This is a genomic window from Caldimonas hydrothermalis (genome assembly GCF_056746695.1).
The window spans coordinates 102,058-120,462 of sequence record NZ_JBWQXA010000001.1; the positions used below are offsets into that span (position 1 = coordinate 102,058).

The following is an 18,405-nucleotide window of genomic DNA, read 5'->3' on the forward strand; positions in this document are numbered from 1 at the left end:
TATTCCTTCTTTAGTTGCGCTCGAGCTCGATGTCGATACCCAGCGAACGAATTTCCTTGACGAGCACGTTGAAGGACTCGGGCATGCCGGCGTCGATCGCGTGTTCACCCTTGACGATGTTCTCGTAGACCTTGGTGCGGCCGTTCACGTCGTCGGACTTGACGGTCAGCATCTCCTGCAGCACGTAGGACGCGCCATAGGCCTCCAGCGCCCAGACTTCCATCTCGCCAAAGCGCTGGCCGCCGAACTGCGCCTTGCCGCCCAGCGGCTGCTGGGTGACCAGGCTGTACGGGCCGGTCGAGCGGGCGTGCATCTTGTCGTCCACCAGGTGGTGCAGCTTGAGCACGTGCATGTAGCCCACGGTGACCGGACGCTCGAAGGCATCGCCCGTGCGGCCGTCGTAGAGCGTGGCCTGGGTGCGCGTGGACGTCAGCCCCTTCTTGGCCGCGATGTCGTCCGGGTAGGCGAGCTGCAGCATCGCGCGGATCTCCTCCTCGGTCGCGCCGTCGAAAACCGGCGTCGCGAAGGGCACGCCCTGCGACAGGTTGTGCGCCATCTCGAGGATCTCGTCGTCGCTGAGTTGGCTGAGATCCTCGGTGCGGCCACCGGACTTGTTGTAGAGCTCGTCGAGGAACTTGCGCAGTTCGGCCACGCGGGCTTCGCGTTGCAACATGTCGCCGATACGCTGACCGATGCCTTTGGCGGCCCAGCCCAGGTGCACTTCCAGCACCTGCCCCACGTTCATGCGCGAAGGCACGCCCAGAGGGTTGAGCACGATGTCGGCGGGCGTGCCGTCGGCCATGTAGGGCATGTCCTCGACCGGCACGATCTTGGAGACCACCCCCTTGTTGCCGTGGCGGCCGGCCATCTTGTCGCCGGGCTGCAGGCGGCGCTTGACGGCCAGGTACACCTTCACCATCTTGAGCACACCCGCGGGCAACTCGTCGCCCTGCGTGAGTTTCTTGCGCTTCTCTTCGAAGGCCAGGTCGAAGCTGTGGCGGGTCTGTTCGAGCGAGTTCTTGATCGACTCGAGCTGGTTGGCCACGTCTTCGTCGGCCGGCCGGATGTCGAACCAGTGGTACTTCTCGACCTCGGCGAGATAGTCCTTGGTGATCGTCGTGCCCTTGGCCAGCTTCTTCGGACCGCCGTTGGCAGTTTTGCCCACCAGCAGCTTCTCGATCCGGTCGAAGGCGTCGGCCTCGACGATGCGCAACTGGTCGTTGAGGTCCAGGCGGAAGCGCTTGAGTTCGTCGTCGATGATCTGCTGGGCACGCTTGTCACGCTGGATGCCTTCGCGGGTGAAGACCTGCACGTCGATGACGGTGCCAGCCGTGCCCTGATCCACGCGCAGCGAGGTGTCCTTCACGTCGGAGGCCTTCTCGCCGAAGATGGCACGCAGCAGCTTTTCCTCCGGCGTCAGCGTGGTTTCGCCCTTGGGGGTGACCTTGCCGACCAGCACGTCGCCGGCCTGCACCTCGGCGCCGATGTAGACGATGCCAGATTCGTCCAGGCGCGAGAGCTGGTGCTCGGACAGGTTCGGGATGTCGCGGGTGATCTCCTCCGGGCCCAGCTTGGTGTCGCGGGCCATCACCACCAGTTCCTCGATGTGGATCGAGGTGTAGCGGTCGTCGGCGACGACACGCTCGCTGATGAGGATGGAGTCCTCGAAGTTGTAGCCGTTCCAGGGCATGAAGGCCACCAGCATGTTCTGGCCCAGGGCCAGTTCGCCGATGTCGGTGGAGGCGCCATCGGCAATGATGTCGCCAGCTTGCACCTGATCCCCGCGCCGCACGATGGGGCGCTGGTGGATGTTGGTGTTCTGGTTGGAGCGCTGGTACTTGATGAGGTTGTAGATGTCCACGCCGACTTCGCCGACCACCGTCTCCTCGTCGTTGACGCGGATCACGATGCGGTTGGTATCGACATAGTCCACCACGCCGCCACGGCGGGCGGCCACGACGGTGCCCGAGTCCTTGGCGGCCACACGCTCGACACCCGTGCCCACGAAGGCCTTCTCGGGACGCAGCACCGGCACGGCTTGGCGCTGCATGTTCGCACCCATCAGCGCCCGGTTCGCGTCATCGTGCTCCAGGAAGGGCACGAGCGAGGCCGCCACGGACACGATCTGGGTCGGCGCCACGTCCATGTACTGAATACGCTCAGGCGAGGTCAGCACCGACTCGCCGTGCTCGCGCGCGGACACCAGCTCGTCGATGAGGCGGCCGTCCTTGTCCAGCGTCGCGTTGGCCTGGGCGATGACGTACTTGCCTTCCTGGATGGCCGACAGGTACTCGATCTCGTTGGTGACCTTGCCATCGACCACCCGGCGATACGGCGTCTCGAGGAAGCCGTACTCGTTCAGGCGCGCGTACAGGGCCAGCGAGTTGATCAGGCCGATGTTCGGGCCTTCCGGTGTCTCGATCGGGCACACGCGGCCGTAGTGCGTCGGGTGCACGTCGCGCACCTCGAAGCCGGCACGCTCGCGGGTCAGACCGCCCGGGCCAAGGGCCGAGACGCGGCGCTTGTGCGTGATCTCCGACAGCGGATTGGTCTGGTCCATGAACTGCGAGAGCTGGCTCGCCCCGAAGAACTCCTTCAGTGCCGCGGAGATCGGCTTGGAGTTGATCAGGTCGTGCGGCATCAGGGACTCGGTCTCGGCCTGGCCCAGGCGCTCCTTGACGGCCTTCTCGATGCGGGCCAGGCCCGAACGGTACTGGTTCTCGGCCAGCTCGCCCACGCAGCGCACGCGGCGGTTGCCCAGGTGGTCGATGTCGTCGACTTCGCCGCGTCCGTTGCGCAGATCCACCAGGATCTTCACGACGTCGAGGATGTCCTCGTTGGACAGCGTCATCGCGCCTTCGGCCGTGTCGCGGCCCACCCGGGCGTTGAACTTCATGCGGCCCACGCGCGACAGGTCGTAGGTGTCGGGGTTGTAGAACAGCCGGTTGAACAGGGCCTGGACGGCATCCTCCGTCGGGGGCTCGCCGGGGCGCATCATGCGGTAGATCGCCACACGGGCGGCCAGCTCGTCGGCGGTCTCGTCGATGGCCAGGGTCTGGCTGATGTAGCCCCCCTGGTCGAGCTCATTGGTGTACAGGCACTGGATGTCCTTGATGCCCGCGGCACGCAGCTTCTTCAGCAGCGATTCGGTCAGCTCGTCATTGGCCTTGGCGATGATCTCGCCGGTCTCGGGGTCGATCTGGTTCTTCGCCAGCACACGGCCGACGAGGAAATCCTCGGGCACGGTGATGAACTGCGTGCCCGACTGCTCCAGCACACGGGTGTGGCGCGCGGTGATGCGCTTGTCCTTCTCGACGACGACATTGCCCGACTTGTCGGTGATGTCGAAACGGGCCACCTCGCCCTTCAGGCGCTCGGCCACGAACTCCATCTGGGCGCCCGAGTCCATCAGGCGGAAGTTGTCGAACACGAAGAAGTGGGCGAGGATCTGCTCGGGCGTCAGGCCGATGGCCTTGAGCAGGATCGTGACCGGCATCTTGCGGCGGCGGTCGACGCGGAAGTACAGAATGTCCTTCGGGTCGAATTCGAAATCGAGCCAGGAGCCGCGGTAGGGGATGATGCGCGCGGAAAACAGCAGCTTGCCGCTGGAGTGGGTCTTGCCCTTGTCGTGCTCGAAGAACACGCCGGGCGAGCGGTGGAGCTGGGAGACGATCACGCGCTCGGTGCCGTTGACGATGAAGGAGCCGTAGTCCGTCATGAGCGGCACTTCGCCCATGTAGACCTCCTGCTCCTTGATCTCCTTGACCGTCTTGGCCTGCGGGCTCTCGCGGTCATAGATGATCATCTGCAGCTTCGCGCGCACGGCCGCCGCGTACGTCAGGCCCCGCTGTTGGCATTCGCGCACGTCGAACGGAGGCTTGGCGATGTTGTACTCGATGAACTTCATCTCCACGAACCCGTTGTGCGACACGATCGGGAACGCGGAGAGGAAGGCAGCCTGCAGCCCCTCGGGCTTGCGCTGGGCGGGCGGTACGTCCTTTTGCAGGAAGGCGACGTAGGAGTCCTTCTGCATCGTCAGGAGGTAGGGAACATCGAGCACGCTTTCGCGTTTGCCGAAGCTTTTGCGAATGCGCTTGCGCTCGGTGTAGCTGTAGGTTTTTGCTTGCGCCATAAACACTCCGTGTCGAAGACCACCGTCTGGCCGTTGACGGCGTTTCGTTCGGCGACTGGCTATCCAGACCTTGCGTCTGAAGCTTGGTGGCTGGCCACTACCAGCCGCTGGCGGACAACCCCGGCATTGCACCGCGGCCCGACCAAAGCCGTGCTCCTGCAGTCGGATCAGAGAACACTTGGAAAGAGGCTTGGCATCGTGCCTTCAAACCCCTTTCCAGGTGCTCTCCAGGGGCATCCCCCGGAAAGCGCAAAAGGCTGGGGGCCCCAACAGGCTCCCAGCCCCCGCGGTCGCGCCCGATTACTTGAGCTCGACCTTGGCGCCGGCTTCTTCCAGCTTCTTCTTGGCGGCCTCGGCGTCGGCCTTGGCGATGCCTTCCTTGACGGGCTTCGGAGCGCCGTCCACCAGGTCTTTGGCTTCCTTCAGGCCCAGGCCGGTGATCTCGCGCACGGCCTTGATGACCGACACCTTGTTGGCGCCGGCATCGGCCAGCACCACGGTGAACTCGGTCTTCTCTTCGGCCGCAGCAGCAGCGGCGCCGCCGCCGGCAGCCGCCGGAGCCGCCATCGCGGCGGCGGACACGCCGAACTTCTCCTCGATGGCCTTCACCAGGTCATTGAGTTCCATGACGGACATGGTGTCCAGGGCGGCCAGGAAAGCGTCTTTGTCGAATGCCATGATAGGTTTCCTAAATCTTGAAAAAGGTTGAAGAGGGGACGTCAGGCGGCTGCGGCCTCACCGCGCTTCTCGGCCAGCGCGGCCAGGACGCGCGCGGTACGGGCCACCGGCGACATGAGCAGGCCCGCCAGCTGCGACAGCAGGACTTCCTTGCTCGGGATGGACGCCAGGGCCTTGATGCCCTCGCTGTCCAGCGCCTTGCCGTTGTACGCACCGGCCTTCAGGACCAGCTTGTCGTTGCCCTTGGCAAAATCGGCCAGGATCTTGGCCGCCGCCACGGCGTCTTCCGAAAAACCGTAGATCAGCGGACCGACCATGTGGTCACCGACCACCTCGAAGGACGTGCCGGCCACGGCACGGCGCGCAAGGGTGTTCTTCAGCACGTGAAGGTACACCCCTTTTTCGCGCGCCTGCCTGCGCAGCGCGTCCATCTGGGCGACGGTGAGTCCACGGTACTCGGCCAGCGCCAGCGTCTGTGACTTGGCCGCCTGGGCCGCCACTTCCGCCACGACGGTTGCTTTCTCGTTGCGATTGAGACTCAAGGTCTGCTCCTCACATCACGCATCCGTGTCGCCACGGATGCACCCGGGTTCAGCGACCTGCGTTCAGGAAACCGGACGGTTCTTGCGAATCCGTCCCACATCCGTTCAGCGGGACCGCCATCTGCGTTGGCTTCGGCTGCGGCCTTCGCGGCCCTCGCCTCGATTAAGCAGCCCTTGCGGGCTGCGCCAACGGTCTTTGATAGCCCACCTGCGTCCGGGGACACAGGTGGCCCACCAATGCTTCGGTGCCGCGCTTCGACCGGGCGCGGCACCACGTTCACATCAGGCGTTCGGCGCCGTGGTGATCGAGGCGGCGTCCACACGCACGCCCACACCCATCGTCGACGACACGGCCACCTTGCGCAGGTAGACGCCCTTGCTGGAGGCCGGCTTGGCCTTGTTCAGGGCCTCGAGCAGCGCGGCCAGGTTGCCCTTGAGCTTGTCGGTATCGAACGAACGGCGACCGATCGTGCCGTGCACGATGCCGGCCTTGTCGACGCGGAACTGCACCTGACCGGCCTTGGCGTTCTTCACCGCAGTGGCCACATCGGGCGTCACGGTGCCGACCTTGGGGTTGGGCATCAGACCGCGCGGACCCAGGATCTGGCCGAGGGTACCGACCACACGCATCGTGTCCGGCGAGGCGATCACGACGTCGAAATTGATGTTGCCGGCCTTGATCTGTTCGGCCAGGTCTTCCATGCCGACCACATCGGCGCCGGCGGCCTTGGCCTCTTCAGCCTTGGCACCCTGCGCGAACACGGCCACGCGCTTGGTCTTGCCAGTGCCATTGGGCAGCACGACGGCGCCACGCACCACCTGGTCAGACTTCTTGGCATCCACGCCCAGTTGCACGGCCACATCGATGGACTCATCGAACTTGGCGGTGGCGCACGCCTTGACGATCTGGAGGGCCTCGTCGATCGGGTACAGCTTGGTGCTGTCCACCTTGCCCTGCAGGGCCTTTTGACGCTTCGTGAGCTTGGCCATGTTCAGACTCCTTCCACCGACACGCCCATGGAGCGGGCCGAACCTGCAATCGTCTTGACCGCGGCGTCGAGGTCGGCGGCCGTCAGGTCCTTGAGCTTGGTCTTAGCAATCTCCTCGAGCTGGGCGCGGGTGATCTTGCCCACCTTCTCGACGTGCGGGCGGCTGGAGCCCTTGTCGAGCTTGAGCGCCTTCTTGATCAGCACCGTCGCCGGCGGGGTCTTGATGACGAAGGTGAAGGACTTGTCTGCAAATGCGGTGATCACCACCGGCAGCATCAGACCGGGCTCCATGCCCTGGGTCTGGGCGTTGAACGCCTTGCAGAACTCCATGATGTTCAGGCCGCGCTGACCCAGCGCCGGACCCACCGGAGGCGAAGGATTGGCCTTGCCTGCCGGGATTTGCAGCTTGATGAAGCCGACAATCTTCTTGGCCATGATTTCTCCAGTCACACCCCCTGCGGCCACGCGGGAGGTGTTGAGTGCAAACGCCAGGGACTGCGGCTTGCGCCTCGCCCTGGCTCCTCGTCACGGTGTCACGTCACCGTCAGCAACGGGCCGGGTTCGCTGCACGACAGTGCGGCGGGCCCCGGCCAGGCCTCAAACCTTTTCCACTTGATGGAAATCGAGCTCCACCGGCGTGGCGCGGCCGAAGATGGTGACCGACACACGCACTTTGGACTTGTCGTAGTTGACTTCCTCGATCGCGCCATTGAAGTCGGTGAAGGGGCCTTCCTTGACGCGCACGATCTCACCCACCTCCCACTCGACCTTGGGTCGGGGCTTCTCGAAGCCCTCCTGCATCTGGTTGACGATCTTCATGACTTCGTCTTCCGAGATGGGCACCGGGCGGTTCTTGGCGCCGCCGACGAAGCCAGTCACCTTCGAGGTGTGCTTCACCAGATGCCAGGTGTCGTCGTCCATCACCATCTCCACCAGCACGTAGCCGGGGAAGAAGCGGCGCTCGCTCACGGCCTTCTTGCCGTTCTTGACCTCGACCACTTCCTCGGTGGGCACCAGGATGCGGCCGAACTTGTCTTGCATGCCGGCGCGGTCGATGCGCTCGCGCAGATTGCGCTCCACGGCCTTCTCCATGCCCGAGTAGGCATGGACCACGTACCAGCGTTTGACCGGGCCTTCGTTTGCGGTTGTCGTCACGTCAGTCACCTCAACCCCTCCAGCCCAGGATCAGGTCGTACAGGACCCACTCCAGCGTCTTGTCGGTCAGCCACAGGAACAGCGCCATCACCACCACGAAGGCGAAGACGTAGCCGGTCATCTGCAGCGCCTCCTTGCGGCTGGGCCAGACGACCTTGCGCACCTCGCGGGCGGCCTCGCGGCCGAAGCCGATGAGCTGCCTGCCCGGCTCGGAGGTGAAGAACACCACGACGGCCACCAGCAGCAGCCCCAGCAGCGCGAGCACACGCACCCAGGCGTCCTGCTGGCCCAGCAGGTAGTAGGCCGCCACGGCACCCAGCACCAGCAGGGCAGCCACGGCCAGTTTGGCCTTGTCAGCCCCGGTGGAGACGGTTTCGACTTGAGCTTGGGTCATTTGTCTTGTCTACAACGCGGCAGGCACTCTCAGGAGGCCCACCACCTATCAGCAGCAAAGCCCGCCGGGCTCATCGGGCCCTTTCGGGCCCCGCCTGCGGGCTGCTGGGCGACCAGACCGGTCTTGGCAATCGCGTGGATTCACCTCGAGGATCTGGCAGGGGCAGAGGGAATCGAACCCCCAACCTTCGGTTTTGGAGACCGACGCTCTGCCAATTGAGCTATGCCCCTAGAACACCTTTCCTTACTCGATGATCTTGGCCACGACGCCGGCGCCGACGGTGCGGCCGCCTTCGCGGATGGCAAAGCGCAGACCCTCTTCCATGGCGATCGGTGCGATCAGCTTGACCGTGATCGACACGTTGTCGCCCGGCATCACCATCTCCTTGTCCTTGGGCAGCTCAATGGCGCCCGTCACATCGGTGGTGCGGAAGTAAAACTGCGGACGGTAGTTGTTGAAGAACGGCGTGTGGCGCCCGCCCTCTTCCTTGCTCAGCACGTACACCTCGGCCGTGAAGTGCGTGTGCGGCGTGATCGAGCCCGGCTTGGCCAGCACCTGGCCGCGCTCGACTTCCTCCCGCTTGGTGCCGCGCAGCAAAATCCCCACGTTGTCGCCCGCCTGGCCCTGGTCGAGCAGCTTGCGGAACATCTCCACGCCCGTGCAGGTCGTCTTGGCCGTCGGACGGATGCCCACGATCTCGATTTCGTCACCCACCTTGATGACGCCGCGCTCCACACGACCGGTCACCACCGTGCCCCGCCCAGAGATCGAGAACACGTCTTCCACCGGCATCAGGAACGTGCCGTCCACCGCACGCTCGGGCGTGGGAATGTAGGTGTCCAGCGCCTCGGCCAGCTTCATGATGGCCTGCTCGCCCAGCTCGCCCTTGTCGCCTTCGAGCGCCAGCTTGGCCGAACCCTTCACGATGGGCGTGTCGTCCCCAGGAAACTCGTACTTGGACAGCAGCTCGCGAACCTCCATCTCGACGAGCTCCAGCAGCTCGGCGTCGTCGACCATGTCGCACTTGTTCAGGAACACGATGATGTACGGCACCCCCACCTGACGGGCCAGCAAAATGTGCTCGCGCGTCTGCGGCATCGGGCCGTCAGCGGCCGACACCACCAAAATCGCACCGTCCATCTGCGCCGCACCCGTGATCATGTTCTTCACGTAGTCCGCATGCCCCGGGCAGTCCACGTGCGCATAGTGACGGTTGGCCGTCTCGTACTCCACGTGCGCCGTGTTGATCGTGATCCCGCGCGCCTTCTCCTCCGGCGCCGCATCAATCTGATCGTACGCCTTGGCCTCGCCGCCATACTTCGACGCCAGAATCGTCGTGATCGCCGCCGTCAGCGTCGTCTTGCCATGGTCCACGTGACCAATCGTCCCCACGTTCACGTGCGGCTTGGTCCGCTCAAACTTGCCTTTTGCCATTTTTCGGATCTCCTGACGGCGCAATGCCGGGTTGGACGATGAGAGGGGTGGTGCCCATGACGCGGATCGAACGCGTGACCTCTCCCTTACCAAGGGAGTGCTCTACCACTGAGCCACATGGGCATCGACACGGGTTTGGGCGCTCGGGCGCGTCACCCAAACCCGTGCCGACGGTCCTGCTGGAGCGGGAGACGGGAATCGAACCCGCGTCATTAGCTTGGAAGGCTAAGGTTCTACCATTGAACTACTCCCGCAAAGGAGTCGCTTCCCATCACCGACTCGTCACGCCCGCGCGCCAGCAAGCCCGCACGGACGCCTTCCATCGTTTCGCCTGGTGGAGGGGGCTGGATTCGAACCAGCGTAGGCGTAAGCCAACAGATTTACAGTCTGCCCCCTTTAGCCACTCGGGCACCCCTCCGCGGCGAACCACAGATTATATGTTGAGTTTTCGTCGCTGCCAATGCCCCCCGGGATCCCATGCCGCTCACCAGGCGATCTCGCCGTGCCCGCGCGCGGCCAGCCAGGCGTTGGCCCGGCTGAAGTGGCGGCAGCCCAGGAACGGCTCGGGCGGGCGACGCGCCGACAGCGGCGACGGGTGGTTGCAGGCCAAGACGGCATGACGGTGCGCATCGATCAGGACCCGCTTGGCCTGCGCGCTGCCCCCCCAGAGCAGGAACACGCAACCCGGCGAGCGCTCCGAGACGATGCGGATCAAGGCATCGGTGAGAACCTCCCAGCCGCGGCCAGCGTGGCTGCCCGGACGGCCCTCTTCGACGGTGAGGACGGTGTTGAGCAGCAGCACCCCCTGCGCCGCCCAGCGGCCCAGGTCACCGCTGGCAGGCGATGGTCGCCCCGTATCGTCGTTGACCTCCTGATAGATGTTGCGCAGGCTCGGGGGCAGGCGCTGCCCTTCGGGCACCGAGAAGGCCAGGCCCTGGGCCTGTCCGGGCCGGTGGTAGGGGTCCTGGCCGAGGATGAGCACGCGCACCGCCTGCGGCCCCCCATCCTCCAGGGCGCGGAAGACGCGGGCGGGATAGACCCGCGAGCCGGCGCGCACGCGCTCGTCGACGAAGTCGATGAGCGCGCGCCCGGTCTCACTGGCGCGGAAGGTCTCGGTCACGGCCCGCCAGCCTGCCCCGACGCGGTCGAAGCAGGCGTCCAGTGGCTCGCGCAGACGGTTGTCGGCCTCGCCCGCCGGGGCGAAGAGCTCGGCCTGGGCGCTCACGCGAACAGGGCCGCCAGGGCCTGGCCGGGATCGTCGGCACGCATGAAGGCTTCGCCAACGAGGAAGGCATGCACGCCCGCCTCGCGCATGCGCCGCACGTCGGCGCGCGTGAGGATGCCCGATTCGGTGACCAGCAGGCGGTCGGACGGCACCGCGGGCAGCAGGCCCAGCGTGGTGTCCAGGCGGACCTCGAAGCTGCGCAGGTCGCGGTTGTTGATGCCCACCAGCGGGGTCTTCAGGCGCAAGGCCCGCTCGAGTTCGGCACCGTCGTGCACCTCCACCAGCACCGCCATGCCCAGACCGAGCGCCACGGCCTCGAGGTCGGCCATCTGCGCATCGTCCAGGCAGGCGGCGATCAGCAGGATGCAATCGGCTCCCCAGGCACGGGCCTCGACGACCTGGTATTCGTCGATCATGAAGTCCTTGCGCAGCACCGGCAGCGTGCAGGCGGCCCGGGCCTCGTGCAGGTATTGCGGCGCCCCCTGGAAGAAGCGCTCATCGGTGAGCACCGACAGGCAGGCCGCGCCGTGGCGGGCGTAGCTGGCGGCGATCTCGGCGGGCACGAAGTGCTCGCGCAGCACGCCCTTGCTGGGGCTGGCCTTCTTGACCTCGGCAATCACGCCGGCGCCGCCGGCGGCAATGCGTTGACGCAGGGCGCCGACGAAGTCGCGCTGGCCGCCGAGTGCCTCGGCCTGGCGGCGCAGGCTGGGCAGGTCGCGCGCGCGACGGGCGGCAGCCACCTCCTCGCGCTTGACCTCGACGATGCGGTGCAGGATGTCGCTCATCTCAACCCTTCCCGCCCAGTTTCTGGGTGACGGCGACGAACTGGCTGAGCTTGGCCAGGGCCTTGCCCGAGGCCACGGCCTCGCGGGCCAGGCGCACGCCCTCGGTGATGGACGGGGCGACGTTGGCGCAGTACAGCGCCCCCGCAGCATTGAGCAGCACGATGTCACGCACCGGGCCGTCCTCGTTGGCCAGCGCACGCTGGATGCATTGCACCGACTCCTCCTTGCTGGCCACACGCAGCACGCGGGCGTCGTAGACCGGCAGGCCGAAGTCGGCCGGGTGGACGGTGTACTCGCGCACTTCGCCATCCTTGAGCTCACCGACCATCGTCTCGCCCGACAGCGAGATCTCGTCCATGCCGTTCATGCCGTAGACGATCATCACGTGCTCGGCGCCCAGGCGCTGCAGCACGCGCACCTGGATGCCCACCAGGTCGGGGTGGAAAACGCCCATGAGCTGGTGGGGGGCGCCGGCCGGGTTGGTGAGCGGCCCCAGGATGTTGAAGAGGGTGCGCACGCCCAGCTCCTTGCGCACCGGCGCGGCGTGCTTCATCGAGCCGTGGTGGTTGGGGGCGAACATGAAGCCGATGCCGGTCTCGGCCAGGCAGGTGGCCACCTGCTCGGGCGTCAGCATGATGTTGGCCCCCAGGGCCTCGAGCACGTCGGCACTGCCGGTGCTGGACGAGACCGCCCGCCCGCCGTGTTTGGCCACGCGCGCACCGGCGGCTGCGGCCACGATCATCGCGGCGGTGGAGATGTTGAAGGTGTGGGCCGCATCGCCGCCGGTGCCGCACAGGTCGACGAGATGGGTCTTGTCAGGCACCGGCACCGGCGTGGCGAACTCGCGCATGACCTGGGCGGCGGCGGCGATCTCGCCGATGGTTTCTTTCTTGACGCGCAGGCCGATGGCCAAGGCGGCAATCATCACCGGCGACATCTCGCCGCTCATGATGCGCCGCATCAGCGCGAGCATCTCGTCGTGGAAGATCTCGCGATGCTCGATGACACGGGTCAGGGCCTCGGTGTTGGTGATGGGCATCGGTGCCTCCTCAGTGCAAGTTCAGGAAGTTCTTCAGCATCGCGTGGCCGTGCTCGCTGAGGATGGACTCCGGGTGGAACTGCACCCCCTCCAGCGGCGTGCGGGTGCCGGCCAGGGCGGTGTGGCGCACGCCCATGATCTCGCCATCGTCGGTGGTGGCGGTGATCTCCAGCTCGGCCGGCAAGGTCTCGCGCTCGATGGCCAGCGAGTGGTAGCGCACCACGCTGAACTGGCGGGGCAGGCCGGTGTAGACGCCCCGTCCGTCGGTGGTGATGGTGCTGAGCTTGCCATGCATCTGCACCTGGGCGCGCACGATGCGCCCGCCCAGGGCCGCGCCGATGCTCTGGTGACCCAGGCACACGCCCAGGATGGGCAGCTGCCCCATGAAATGGCGGATGGCCTCGATGCAGATGCCGGCCTCGGCCGGCGAGCACGGGCCGGGCGAGAGCACGAGGTGGTCGGGCTTGAGGCCTGCGATGCCTTCGAGCGTGATCTCGTCGTTGCGGAAGACGCGCACCTCCTCGCCCAGTTCGCCGAAGTACTGCACAAGGTTGTAGGTGAAGGAGTCGTAGTTGTCGATCATCAGCAGCATGGTCGTCTCCTTCGCGCTCAGAAGCCTTCTTCCACCAGCTCGGCCGCGCGGATCAGGGCACGGGCCTTCACCTCGGTCTCGCGCCATTCCATCTCGGGCACCGAATCGGCCACCACGCCGGCCGCGGCCTGCACGTACAGGGTGTTGTCTTTGACAATGCCGGTGCGGATGGCGATGGCCACGTCCATGTCCCCCGCGAAGCTGAGGTAGCCGCAGGCGCCACCGTAGATGCCGCGCTGGACCGGCTCGAGTTCGTCGATGATCTCCATCGCGCGGATCTTGGGCGCCCCGGTGAGGGTGCCGGCGGGGAAGCTGGCGCGCAGGACGTCGAGGTTGGTCATGCCCGGCTTGAGCAGGCCTTCGACGTTGCTGACGATGTGCATCACATGGGAGTAGCGCTCGACGACGAAGGCCTCGGTCACCTTGACGCTGCCGGTCTGGGCGATGCGGCCGATGTCGTTGCGCGCCAGGTCGATGAGCATGAGATGCTCGGCGCGCTCCTTGGGGTCGGCCAGCAGCTCCTCTTCCAGCGCCTTGTCCTGCTCGGGCGTGGCGCCGCGCGGGCGGGTGCCGGCGATCGGCCGGATGGTGATCTTCTCGCCCTCGGGCGCATGCTCGTGGCGCACGAGGATCTCGGGCGAGGCGCCCACGATCTGGAAGTCGCCCATGTCGTAGAAATACATGTAGGGCGAGGGGTTGAGCGAGCGCAGCGCGCGGTACAGCGACAGTGGCGACTCGGTGTAGCGCTTCTTCAGCCGCTGGCCGATCTGCACCTGCATCATGTCGCCGGCGGCGATGTATTCCTTGGCCTTGAGCACCGCGGCCAGGTAGTCGTCCTTGGCGAATTCGCGTTCCACCGGGTGCGAGACGCCGCGGCGCACCGGCGGCGCGGTGACGCTGTACTTGAGCTTGTCGGTGAGTTCGGCCAGGCGGCGCTTGGCCCGGAAATAGGCCTCGGGCTCACGCGGGTCGGCATAGACGATGAGGTAGAGCCGGCCCGAGAGGTTGTCGATGACGGCCAGTTCCTCGGTCTGCAGCAGAAAGATGTCGGGCGTGCCGATCCCGCCGTCCTTGCGCCCCCTGGCGAGCCGAGGCTCGATGTAGCGCACGGTGTCATAGCCGAAGTAGCCCGCCAGCCCGCCGCAAAAGCGCGGCAGCCCGGGGCGCAGCGCCACCTTGAAGCGCGACTGGTACTGCGCAATGAAATCCAGCGGGTTGCCCTCGTGGCGCTCGACGATCTGGCCGTCGGTGTAGACCTCGGTGACCGGGCCGGTGCTGCGCAGCCAGGTGCGCGCGGGCAGGCCGATGAAGGAGTAGCGCCCGAAGCGCTCGCCGCCGACGACGGACTCCAGCAGGAAACTGTGGCGGCCCTGGCCGCTGCCGTAGGCGAGCTTCAGGTACAACGAGAGTGGGGTTTCGAGGTCGGCAAACGCCTCGGCGATGAGCGGAATGCGGTTGTAGCCTTGCTGGGACAGGCTCTTGAATTCGAGTTCGGTGATCACGGGGCCCTCCTGGGCACGGGGGCACCTTGAAAAGGCACCACGGGCCGTGCGGGTGGTCTCTGGGCGGAATCCCCGATCAGAGGATTCCTCGGGCGCCGGGCCCGCACGGGCGGTGACACGGGCGCCAGGCCCGGCCGCGGTGCGGGGATGCGGCAAACTAAACCGGCAAACGCGGGCGACGCCAGGGCCAGGCTCCCCGGTCGTTCTGACCCCTGGTTAGTTTGCGAGAAAGAAACATGCGTTGCAGTGTAGCAGGCCGCTCCCGCCGGGCCAACCGACCCCACCAATAACGAACGTTCGTGCGTTTTTCCCGATGCATTCGTCTCGGGGATCGTGCACCATCGCAGGCCACGGCCAGTGGTGTGGCCGGTTCGTCGAGGAGAGCAGTTCACCATGCGCTTGCACACCCGTCCGGCCGGCGCCCGCCGCCCGGCCCTTCCCCCCGTGTCCCGTCGGCTTGCGTGGGCCCTGGCCTTGGTGGCGTGCCCGGCCTGGGTCCAGGCCCAGGGCGCCCCCGGCGTGCCCCCAGCGGCCGCCACCGCAGCCGCCCCTCGGTCGACGGTGGACGTGCTGGGCACGAAGTTCGACAGCGAGATCACGCTGGCCGGCCAGCGCCTGCAACTCAACGGCGCGGGCGTGCGGTTCCGGGCGGTGTTTCGCGTCTACGCGGCGGGGCTGTACCTCACCCAGAAGGCACAAACGCCCCAGGCCGTGCTGACGGCGCCCGGCCCGAAGCGGCTGAACATCGTGATGCTGCGTGACATCGACGCCAACGAACTGGGCAAGCTCTTCACGCGAGGGATGGAAAAGAACGCCTCGCGCGAGGATTTCGTCAAATCCATCCCGGGCACGATCAAGATGGGCGAGATCTTCGCCATGAAGAAACGACTGGCCAGCGGTGAATCCTTCCAGGTGGACTGGATTCCGGGCCAGGGCACGACCATCCTGATCAATGGCAAGCCCGCAGCCGAGCCGATCAAGGAGCCGGAGTTCTACAGCTCGTTGATGAAGATCTGGCTGGGGCAGGAGCCGGCCGACGCCAACCTGAAGGACGCCCTGCTCGGCAAGATGCCGCCCGGCAACGAGACCGGCACCTAGGGCCAGCGGGCCAGCCAGCTCTCGAGCTGGTCGAGCCGGTCGAGGTGCGCCAGTGCCGGCACGGCGCGGACGTCCTCGCCGTGGTTGTAGCCATAGGTGACCAGCACCACCGGGCAACCTGCAGCGTGAGCCGCCTGGGCGTCGTTGCTCGAGTCCCCGATCATCAGCGTGCGCGACGGTTCGCTGCGCAGGGCCTCGCAGGTGCGCAGCAGGGGCAGCGGATCGGGCTTCTTGCGCTCGAAGGCGTCGCCGCCGAAAACCTGCTCGAAGTATCCGGCCAGGCCCTTGCGCACCAGCAGGGGCTGGGCGAAGGCCGTGGGCTTGTTCGTGAGACAGGCCAGCCGTAGGCCGCGCGCGCGCAACCAGGCCAGCCCCTGCATCACCCCCGGGAAGACCTGCGCCTGTTCGCCGTTGACGGCCAGGTAGTGCGCCTGGTAGCGGGCCCAGGCCGCCTCGTAGAGGGCGGGATCGGCTCCGACATGCGCCAGCGTGCTGCGCAGCAGATGCTCCGAGCCCTTGCCGACCGTGCGTTCGACGAAGCCACGGCCGACGCGGGGCAGGCCCAGGTCGTCCAGGCAACGGTTGAGGGCGACGACGAAGTCGCCCAGGGTGTCGACCATCGTGCCGTCGAGGTCGACGATGGCGGCGTGCAGTGGCAGCGAGGGAAACATCGGATCCATGGACTGCGGCAGTGGGTGCGCAGTATCGCCCGCAACGCTCAGGCTCTCTCCCATTAAGCTTGCGCCATTTTTGCTGAGAGTCGGAAAACATGGCCAACGCATCCACAGGCTGGCAGCGTCACGTCGCCCGTTGGCGGCGATCCCTGAGCAAGCCCTGGCGCCACAAGCTGGCGTCGGTGGCCCATGGCTTACGACGGCTGGCGGCCCCCGCCCTGATGCACTGGCGCTGGCAGAGCGGGCGCCGCCACCCGCCCCGCCCGCATGGCCTGAAGGGAGAGCTGGTTCTCAGCCTGACCTCGTTTCCCGGGCGCTTTGCGTTGCTGCACCTCACCCTGATGAGCCTGCTGCGTCAGACGGTGAGACCGGACCGCGTGGTGCTGTGGGTGGATGAGAAGTACGCCGACCTCGTGCCGGCCAAGGTGCGCTCACTCGAGGCGCACGGCCTGAGCATCCGGACCTGGCCGGACGACATCAAGAGCTACATGAAGATCGTCCCCACCCTGGCCTGCTGGCCCGAGGCCACCGTGGTGACGGCCGATGACGACATCCACTACTGGCCAACCTGGCTGGAGGAGCTGCTTGCCGCATCCGCGCATGCTCCGGACAGCGTGGTGTGCCACCGCGCTCACCGGGTCACGCACGATGAGACGGGGCGCATGCGTCCGTACCGGGAGTGGCGCTGGGGCGTGGACGGGCCGGCCCGGGGCAACGACCTGTTCTTCACGGGGGTGGGCGGCGTGCTCTATCCTGCCGGAGCGTTGACACGCTGCGCGGTGGAGGGCGACCGCTACAAGCAGCTCGCACCCCACGGCGACGACATCTGGCTGAACTGGATGACCCGCCTGCAGGGTTGGGGCGTGGCCACGACCGGACGGGGCCGCCGTCTGGTGGCCTGGTTGGGCGGCCAGCGCTCGGGGCTGTACCGCCACAACGTGCGTGGCCAAGGCAATGACGAGGCGCTGCAGCGCATGGCCGACGTCTATGGCGACGCGCTGTTCCGGCCATCGGCCGCATCGGCGCCCGATCAGGCCGACAGCCGCGCGCGCATCGCGTCGATGACCGCCTTGTAGTCGGGCTGGCCGAAGATCGCACTGCCGGCCACGAAGGTGTCGGCCCCGGCATCGGCCACCTGGCGGATGTTGTCGACCTTGATGCCGCCATCCACTTCCAAGCGGATGTCGCGCCCGCTGGCATCGATCAGCTTGCGCACCTGCTCGATCTTGCGCAGCGCCGACGGGATGAAGCTCTGCCCGCCAAAGCCGGGGTTGACGCTCATGATGAGCACGAGATCGACCTTGTCGAGCACCCATTCCAGCACGTCGATCGGTGAGGCCGGGTTGAACACCAGGCCGGCCCGGCAGCCTTCAGCCTTGATGAGCTGCAAGGTGCGGTCGACGTGGGCGCTGGCTTCGGGGTGGAAGCTGATCAGGTCGGCGCCGGCCCGGGCGAAGGCCTGGGCCAGCGCATCGACCGGCTGGACCATCAGGTGCACGTCGATCGGCACGGGCCGGCCGTCGGGTGTCTTCGCATGCGGCTTGAGCGCCTGGCAGACCATGGGGCCGACGGTCAGGTTGGGGACATAGTGGTTGTCCATCACGTCGAAGTGGATCCAGTCGGCGCCAGCGGCGATGACATGGCGCACTTCCTCGCCCAAGCGGGCAAAGTCGGCGGACAGGATGGATGGGGCGATGCGGTAGGTCATGGGGCACTCCAAGGCAGCCGGATTGTAGAAGTCCGGTCCGTGTCGGGGTGGGCGCGGGGTTGCTACCATCGGGCGCATGAGCGCCTATGAATTCAGCGTGGAGGTCCAGCCGCGCTACCTGCCGGATCAGTCCGACCCCGAGCAGGGGGTGTATGCCTTCGCGTACACGGTCACCATCCGCAACACGGGCCGCGTGGCGGCGCAACTGATCTCACGGCACTGGATCATCACCGACGCCAACGGCCGCGTCGAGGAGGTCAAGGGGCTGGGCGTGGTGGGCCACCAGCCCCTGCTCAAGCCGGGCGAGGGTTTCGAGTACACGAGCTGGACCCGCCTGGCCACGCCCCGCGGCACCATGGGCGGCAGCTATTTCTGCGTGGCCGAGGACGGCGAACGCTTCGAGGCGCCGATCCCGGCCTTCTCACTGGCCGCCCAGCGCCACAACCTGCACTGACCGC

The 18,405-nt window shown here is 66.6% G+C and carries 18 protein-coding genes and 4 tRNA genes; 3 read left to right on the forward strand and 19 right to left on the reverse strand.

Going from position 1 to position 18,405, the window contains the following annotated elements; genetic code table 11:
- Positions 1-10: 10 nt before the first annotated feature.
- The 17 genes from rpoB to trpE form a co-directional block, all read right to left on the reverse strand.
- The gene (gene rpoB / locus AC1ECW_RS00545; protein WP_409702392.1) at positions 11-4,132 is read right to left on the reverse strand and encodes a DNA-directed RNA polymerase subunit beta; all 4,122 of its coding nucleotides are present in this window, start codon (positions 4,130-4,132) and stop codon (positions 11-13) included.
- A 300-nt stretch (positions 4,133-4,432) separates the two neighbouring features.
- A complete protein-coding gene (gene rplL, locus AC1ECW_RS00550) occupies positions 4,433-4,810 on the reverse strand; it encodes a 50S ribosomal protein L7/L12 (protein ID WP_409702393.1) in 378 nt (125 codons plus the stop codon).
- A 41-nt stretch (positions 4,811-4,851) separates the two neighbouring features.
- Positions 4,852-5,352 (reverse strand): 50S ribosomal protein L10, encoded by a 501-nt coding sequence (rplJ, locus tag AC1ECW_RS00555; protein ID WP_409702395.1) that lies wholly within the window; start codon positions 5,350-5,352, stop codon positions 4,852-4,854.
- A gap of 282 nt (positions 5,353-5,634) precedes the next feature.
- Positions 5,635-6,342 carry a 50S ribosomal protein L1 gene (gene rplA, locus AC1ECW_RS00560; RefSeq protein WP_409702397.1) on the reverse strand — a complete coding sequence of 236 codons (708 nt, stop codon included), beginning with the start codon at positions 6,340-6,342 and terminating at the stop codon, positions 5,635-5,637.
- A 2-nt stretch (positions 6,343-6,344) separates the two neighbouring features.
- On the reverse strand, positions 6,345-6,776 hold the full coding sequence (gene rplK / locus AC1ECW_RS00565; protein ID WP_409702399.1) for a 50S ribosomal protein L11: 432 nt from the start codon (positions 6,774-6,776) through the stop codon (positions 6,345-6,347).
- A gap of 162 nt (positions 6,777-6,938) precedes the next feature.
- On the reverse strand, positions 6,939-7,496 hold the full coding sequence (nusG, locus tag AC1ECW_RS00570) for a transcription termination/antitermination protein NusG (protein ID WP_481200922.1): 558 nt from the start codon (positions 7,494-7,496) through the stop codon (positions 6,939-6,941).
- 10 nt (positions 7,497-7,506) lie between these two features.
- The gene (gene secE / locus AC1ECW_RS00575) at positions 7,507-7,890 is read right to left on the reverse strand and encodes a preprotein translocase subunit SecE (protein WP_409702403.1); all 384 of its coding nucleotides are present in this window, start codon (positions 7,888-7,890) and stop codon (positions 7,507-7,509) included.
- A gap of 154 nt (positions 7,891-8,044) precedes the next feature.
- Positions 8,045-8,120: transfer RNA gene (locus tag AC1ECW_RS00580), tRNA-Trp, on the reverse strand.
- Between the two features lie 13 nt (positions 8,121-8,133).
- A complete protein-coding gene (tuf, locus tag AC1ECW_RS00585; protein WP_409702405.1) occupies positions 8,134-9,324 on the reverse strand; it encodes an elongation factor Tu in 1,191 nt (396 codons plus the stop codon).
- Positions 9,325-9,372: 48 nt separating this feature from the next.
- Positions 9,373-9,447: transfer RNA gene (locus AC1ECW_RS00590), tRNA-Thr, on the reverse strand.
- 57 nt (positions 9,448-9,504) lie between these two features.
- Positions 9,505-9,578: transfer RNA gene (locus AC1ECW_RS00595), tRNA-Gly, on the reverse strand.
- Between the two features lie 78 nt (positions 9,579-9,656).
- Positions 9,657-9,742, reverse strand: a tRNA-Tyr gene (locus AC1ECW_RS00600).
- 66 nt (positions 9,743-9,808) lie between these two features.
- Positions 9,809-10,498, reverse strand: a complete 690-nt coding sequence (locus AC1ECW_RS00605) for a uracil-DNA glycosylase (RefSeq protein ID WP_409702466.1) — start codon at positions 10,496-10,498, stop codon at positions 9,809-9,811.
- Positions 10,499-10,545: 47 nt separating this feature from the next.
- Entirely contained in the window at positions 10,546-11,334 is a 789-nt protein-coding gene (gene trpC / locus AC1ECW_RS00610) for an indole-3-glycerol phosphate synthase TrpC (protein ID WP_481200923.1), read from the reverse strand.
- Position 11,335: 1 nt separating this feature from the next.
- Positions 11,336-12,373: an anthranilate phosphoribosyltransferase gene (gene trpD, locus AC1ECW_RS00615; RefSeq protein ID WP_409702409.1), complete on the reverse strand. Its 1,038-nt coding sequence runs from the start codon at positions 12,371-12,373 to the stop codon at positions 11,336-11,338.
- A 10-nt stretch (positions 12,374-12,383) separates the two neighbouring features.
- Entirely contained in the window at positions 12,384-12,965 is a 582-nt protein-coding gene (locus AC1ECW_RS00620; RefSeq protein WP_409702411.1) for an anthranilate synthase component II, read from the reverse strand.
- 17 nt (positions 12,966-12,982) lie between these two features.
- Complete coding sequence (gene trpE, locus AC1ECW_RS00625) at positions 12,983-14,467, reverse strand: anthranilate synthase component I (RefSeq protein WP_409702413.1); 1,485 nt, start codon at positions 14,465-14,467, stop codon at positions 12,983-12,985.
- Between the two features lie 393 nt (positions 14,468-14,860).
- Here trpE and AC1ECW_RS00630 point away from each other — a divergent pair, with 393 nt between their 5' ends.
- Positions 14,861-15,565 (forward strand): chalcone isomerase family protein, encoded by a 705-nt coding sequence (locus AC1ECW_RS00630; protein WP_409702415.1) that lies wholly within the window; start codon positions 14,861-14,863, stop codon positions 15,563-15,565.
- Here AC1ECW_RS00630 and gph read toward each other — a convergent pair.
- Positions 15,562-16,245 (reverse strand): phosphoglycolate phosphatase, encoded by a 684-nt coding sequence (gene gph, locus AC1ECW_RS00635; RefSeq protein WP_409702416.1) that lies wholly within the window; start codon positions 16,243-16,245, stop codon positions 15,562-15,564. The two genes, AC1ECW_RS00630 and gph, sit on opposite strands and share 4 nt — an antisense overlap.
- Positions 16,246-16,334: 89 nt before the next feature.
- On the opposite strand from gph, the gene AC1ECW_RS00640 reads away from it, so the two are divergent.
- Positions 16,335-17,315 carry a hypothetical protein gene (locus AC1ECW_RS00640; protein ID WP_409702418.1) on the forward strand — a complete coding sequence of 327 codons (981 nt, stop codon included), beginning with the start codon at positions 16,335-16,337 and terminating at the stop codon, positions 17,313-17,315.
- On the opposite strand, the gene rpe is transcribed toward AC1ECW_RS00640, so the two are convergent.
- Complete coding sequence (gene rpe, locus AC1ECW_RS00645) at positions 17,270-17,947, reverse strand: ribulose-phosphate 3-epimerase (protein ID WP_409702420.1); 678 nt, start codon at positions 17,945-17,947, stop codon at positions 17,270-17,272. The genes AC1ECW_RS00640 and rpe overlap by 46 nt on opposite strands.
- A gap of 76 nt (positions 17,948-18,023) precedes the next feature.
- Here rpe and apaG point away from each other — a divergent pair, with 76 nt between their 5' ends.
- Positions 18,024-18,401 carry a Co2+/Mg2+ efflux protein ApaG gene (gene apaG, locus AC1ECW_RS00650; protein WP_409702422.1) on the forward strand — a complete coding sequence of 126 codons (378 nt, stop codon included), beginning with the start codon at positions 18,024-18,026 and terminating at the stop codon, positions 18,399-18,401.
- Positions 18,402-18,405 lie beyond the last annotated feature (4 nt).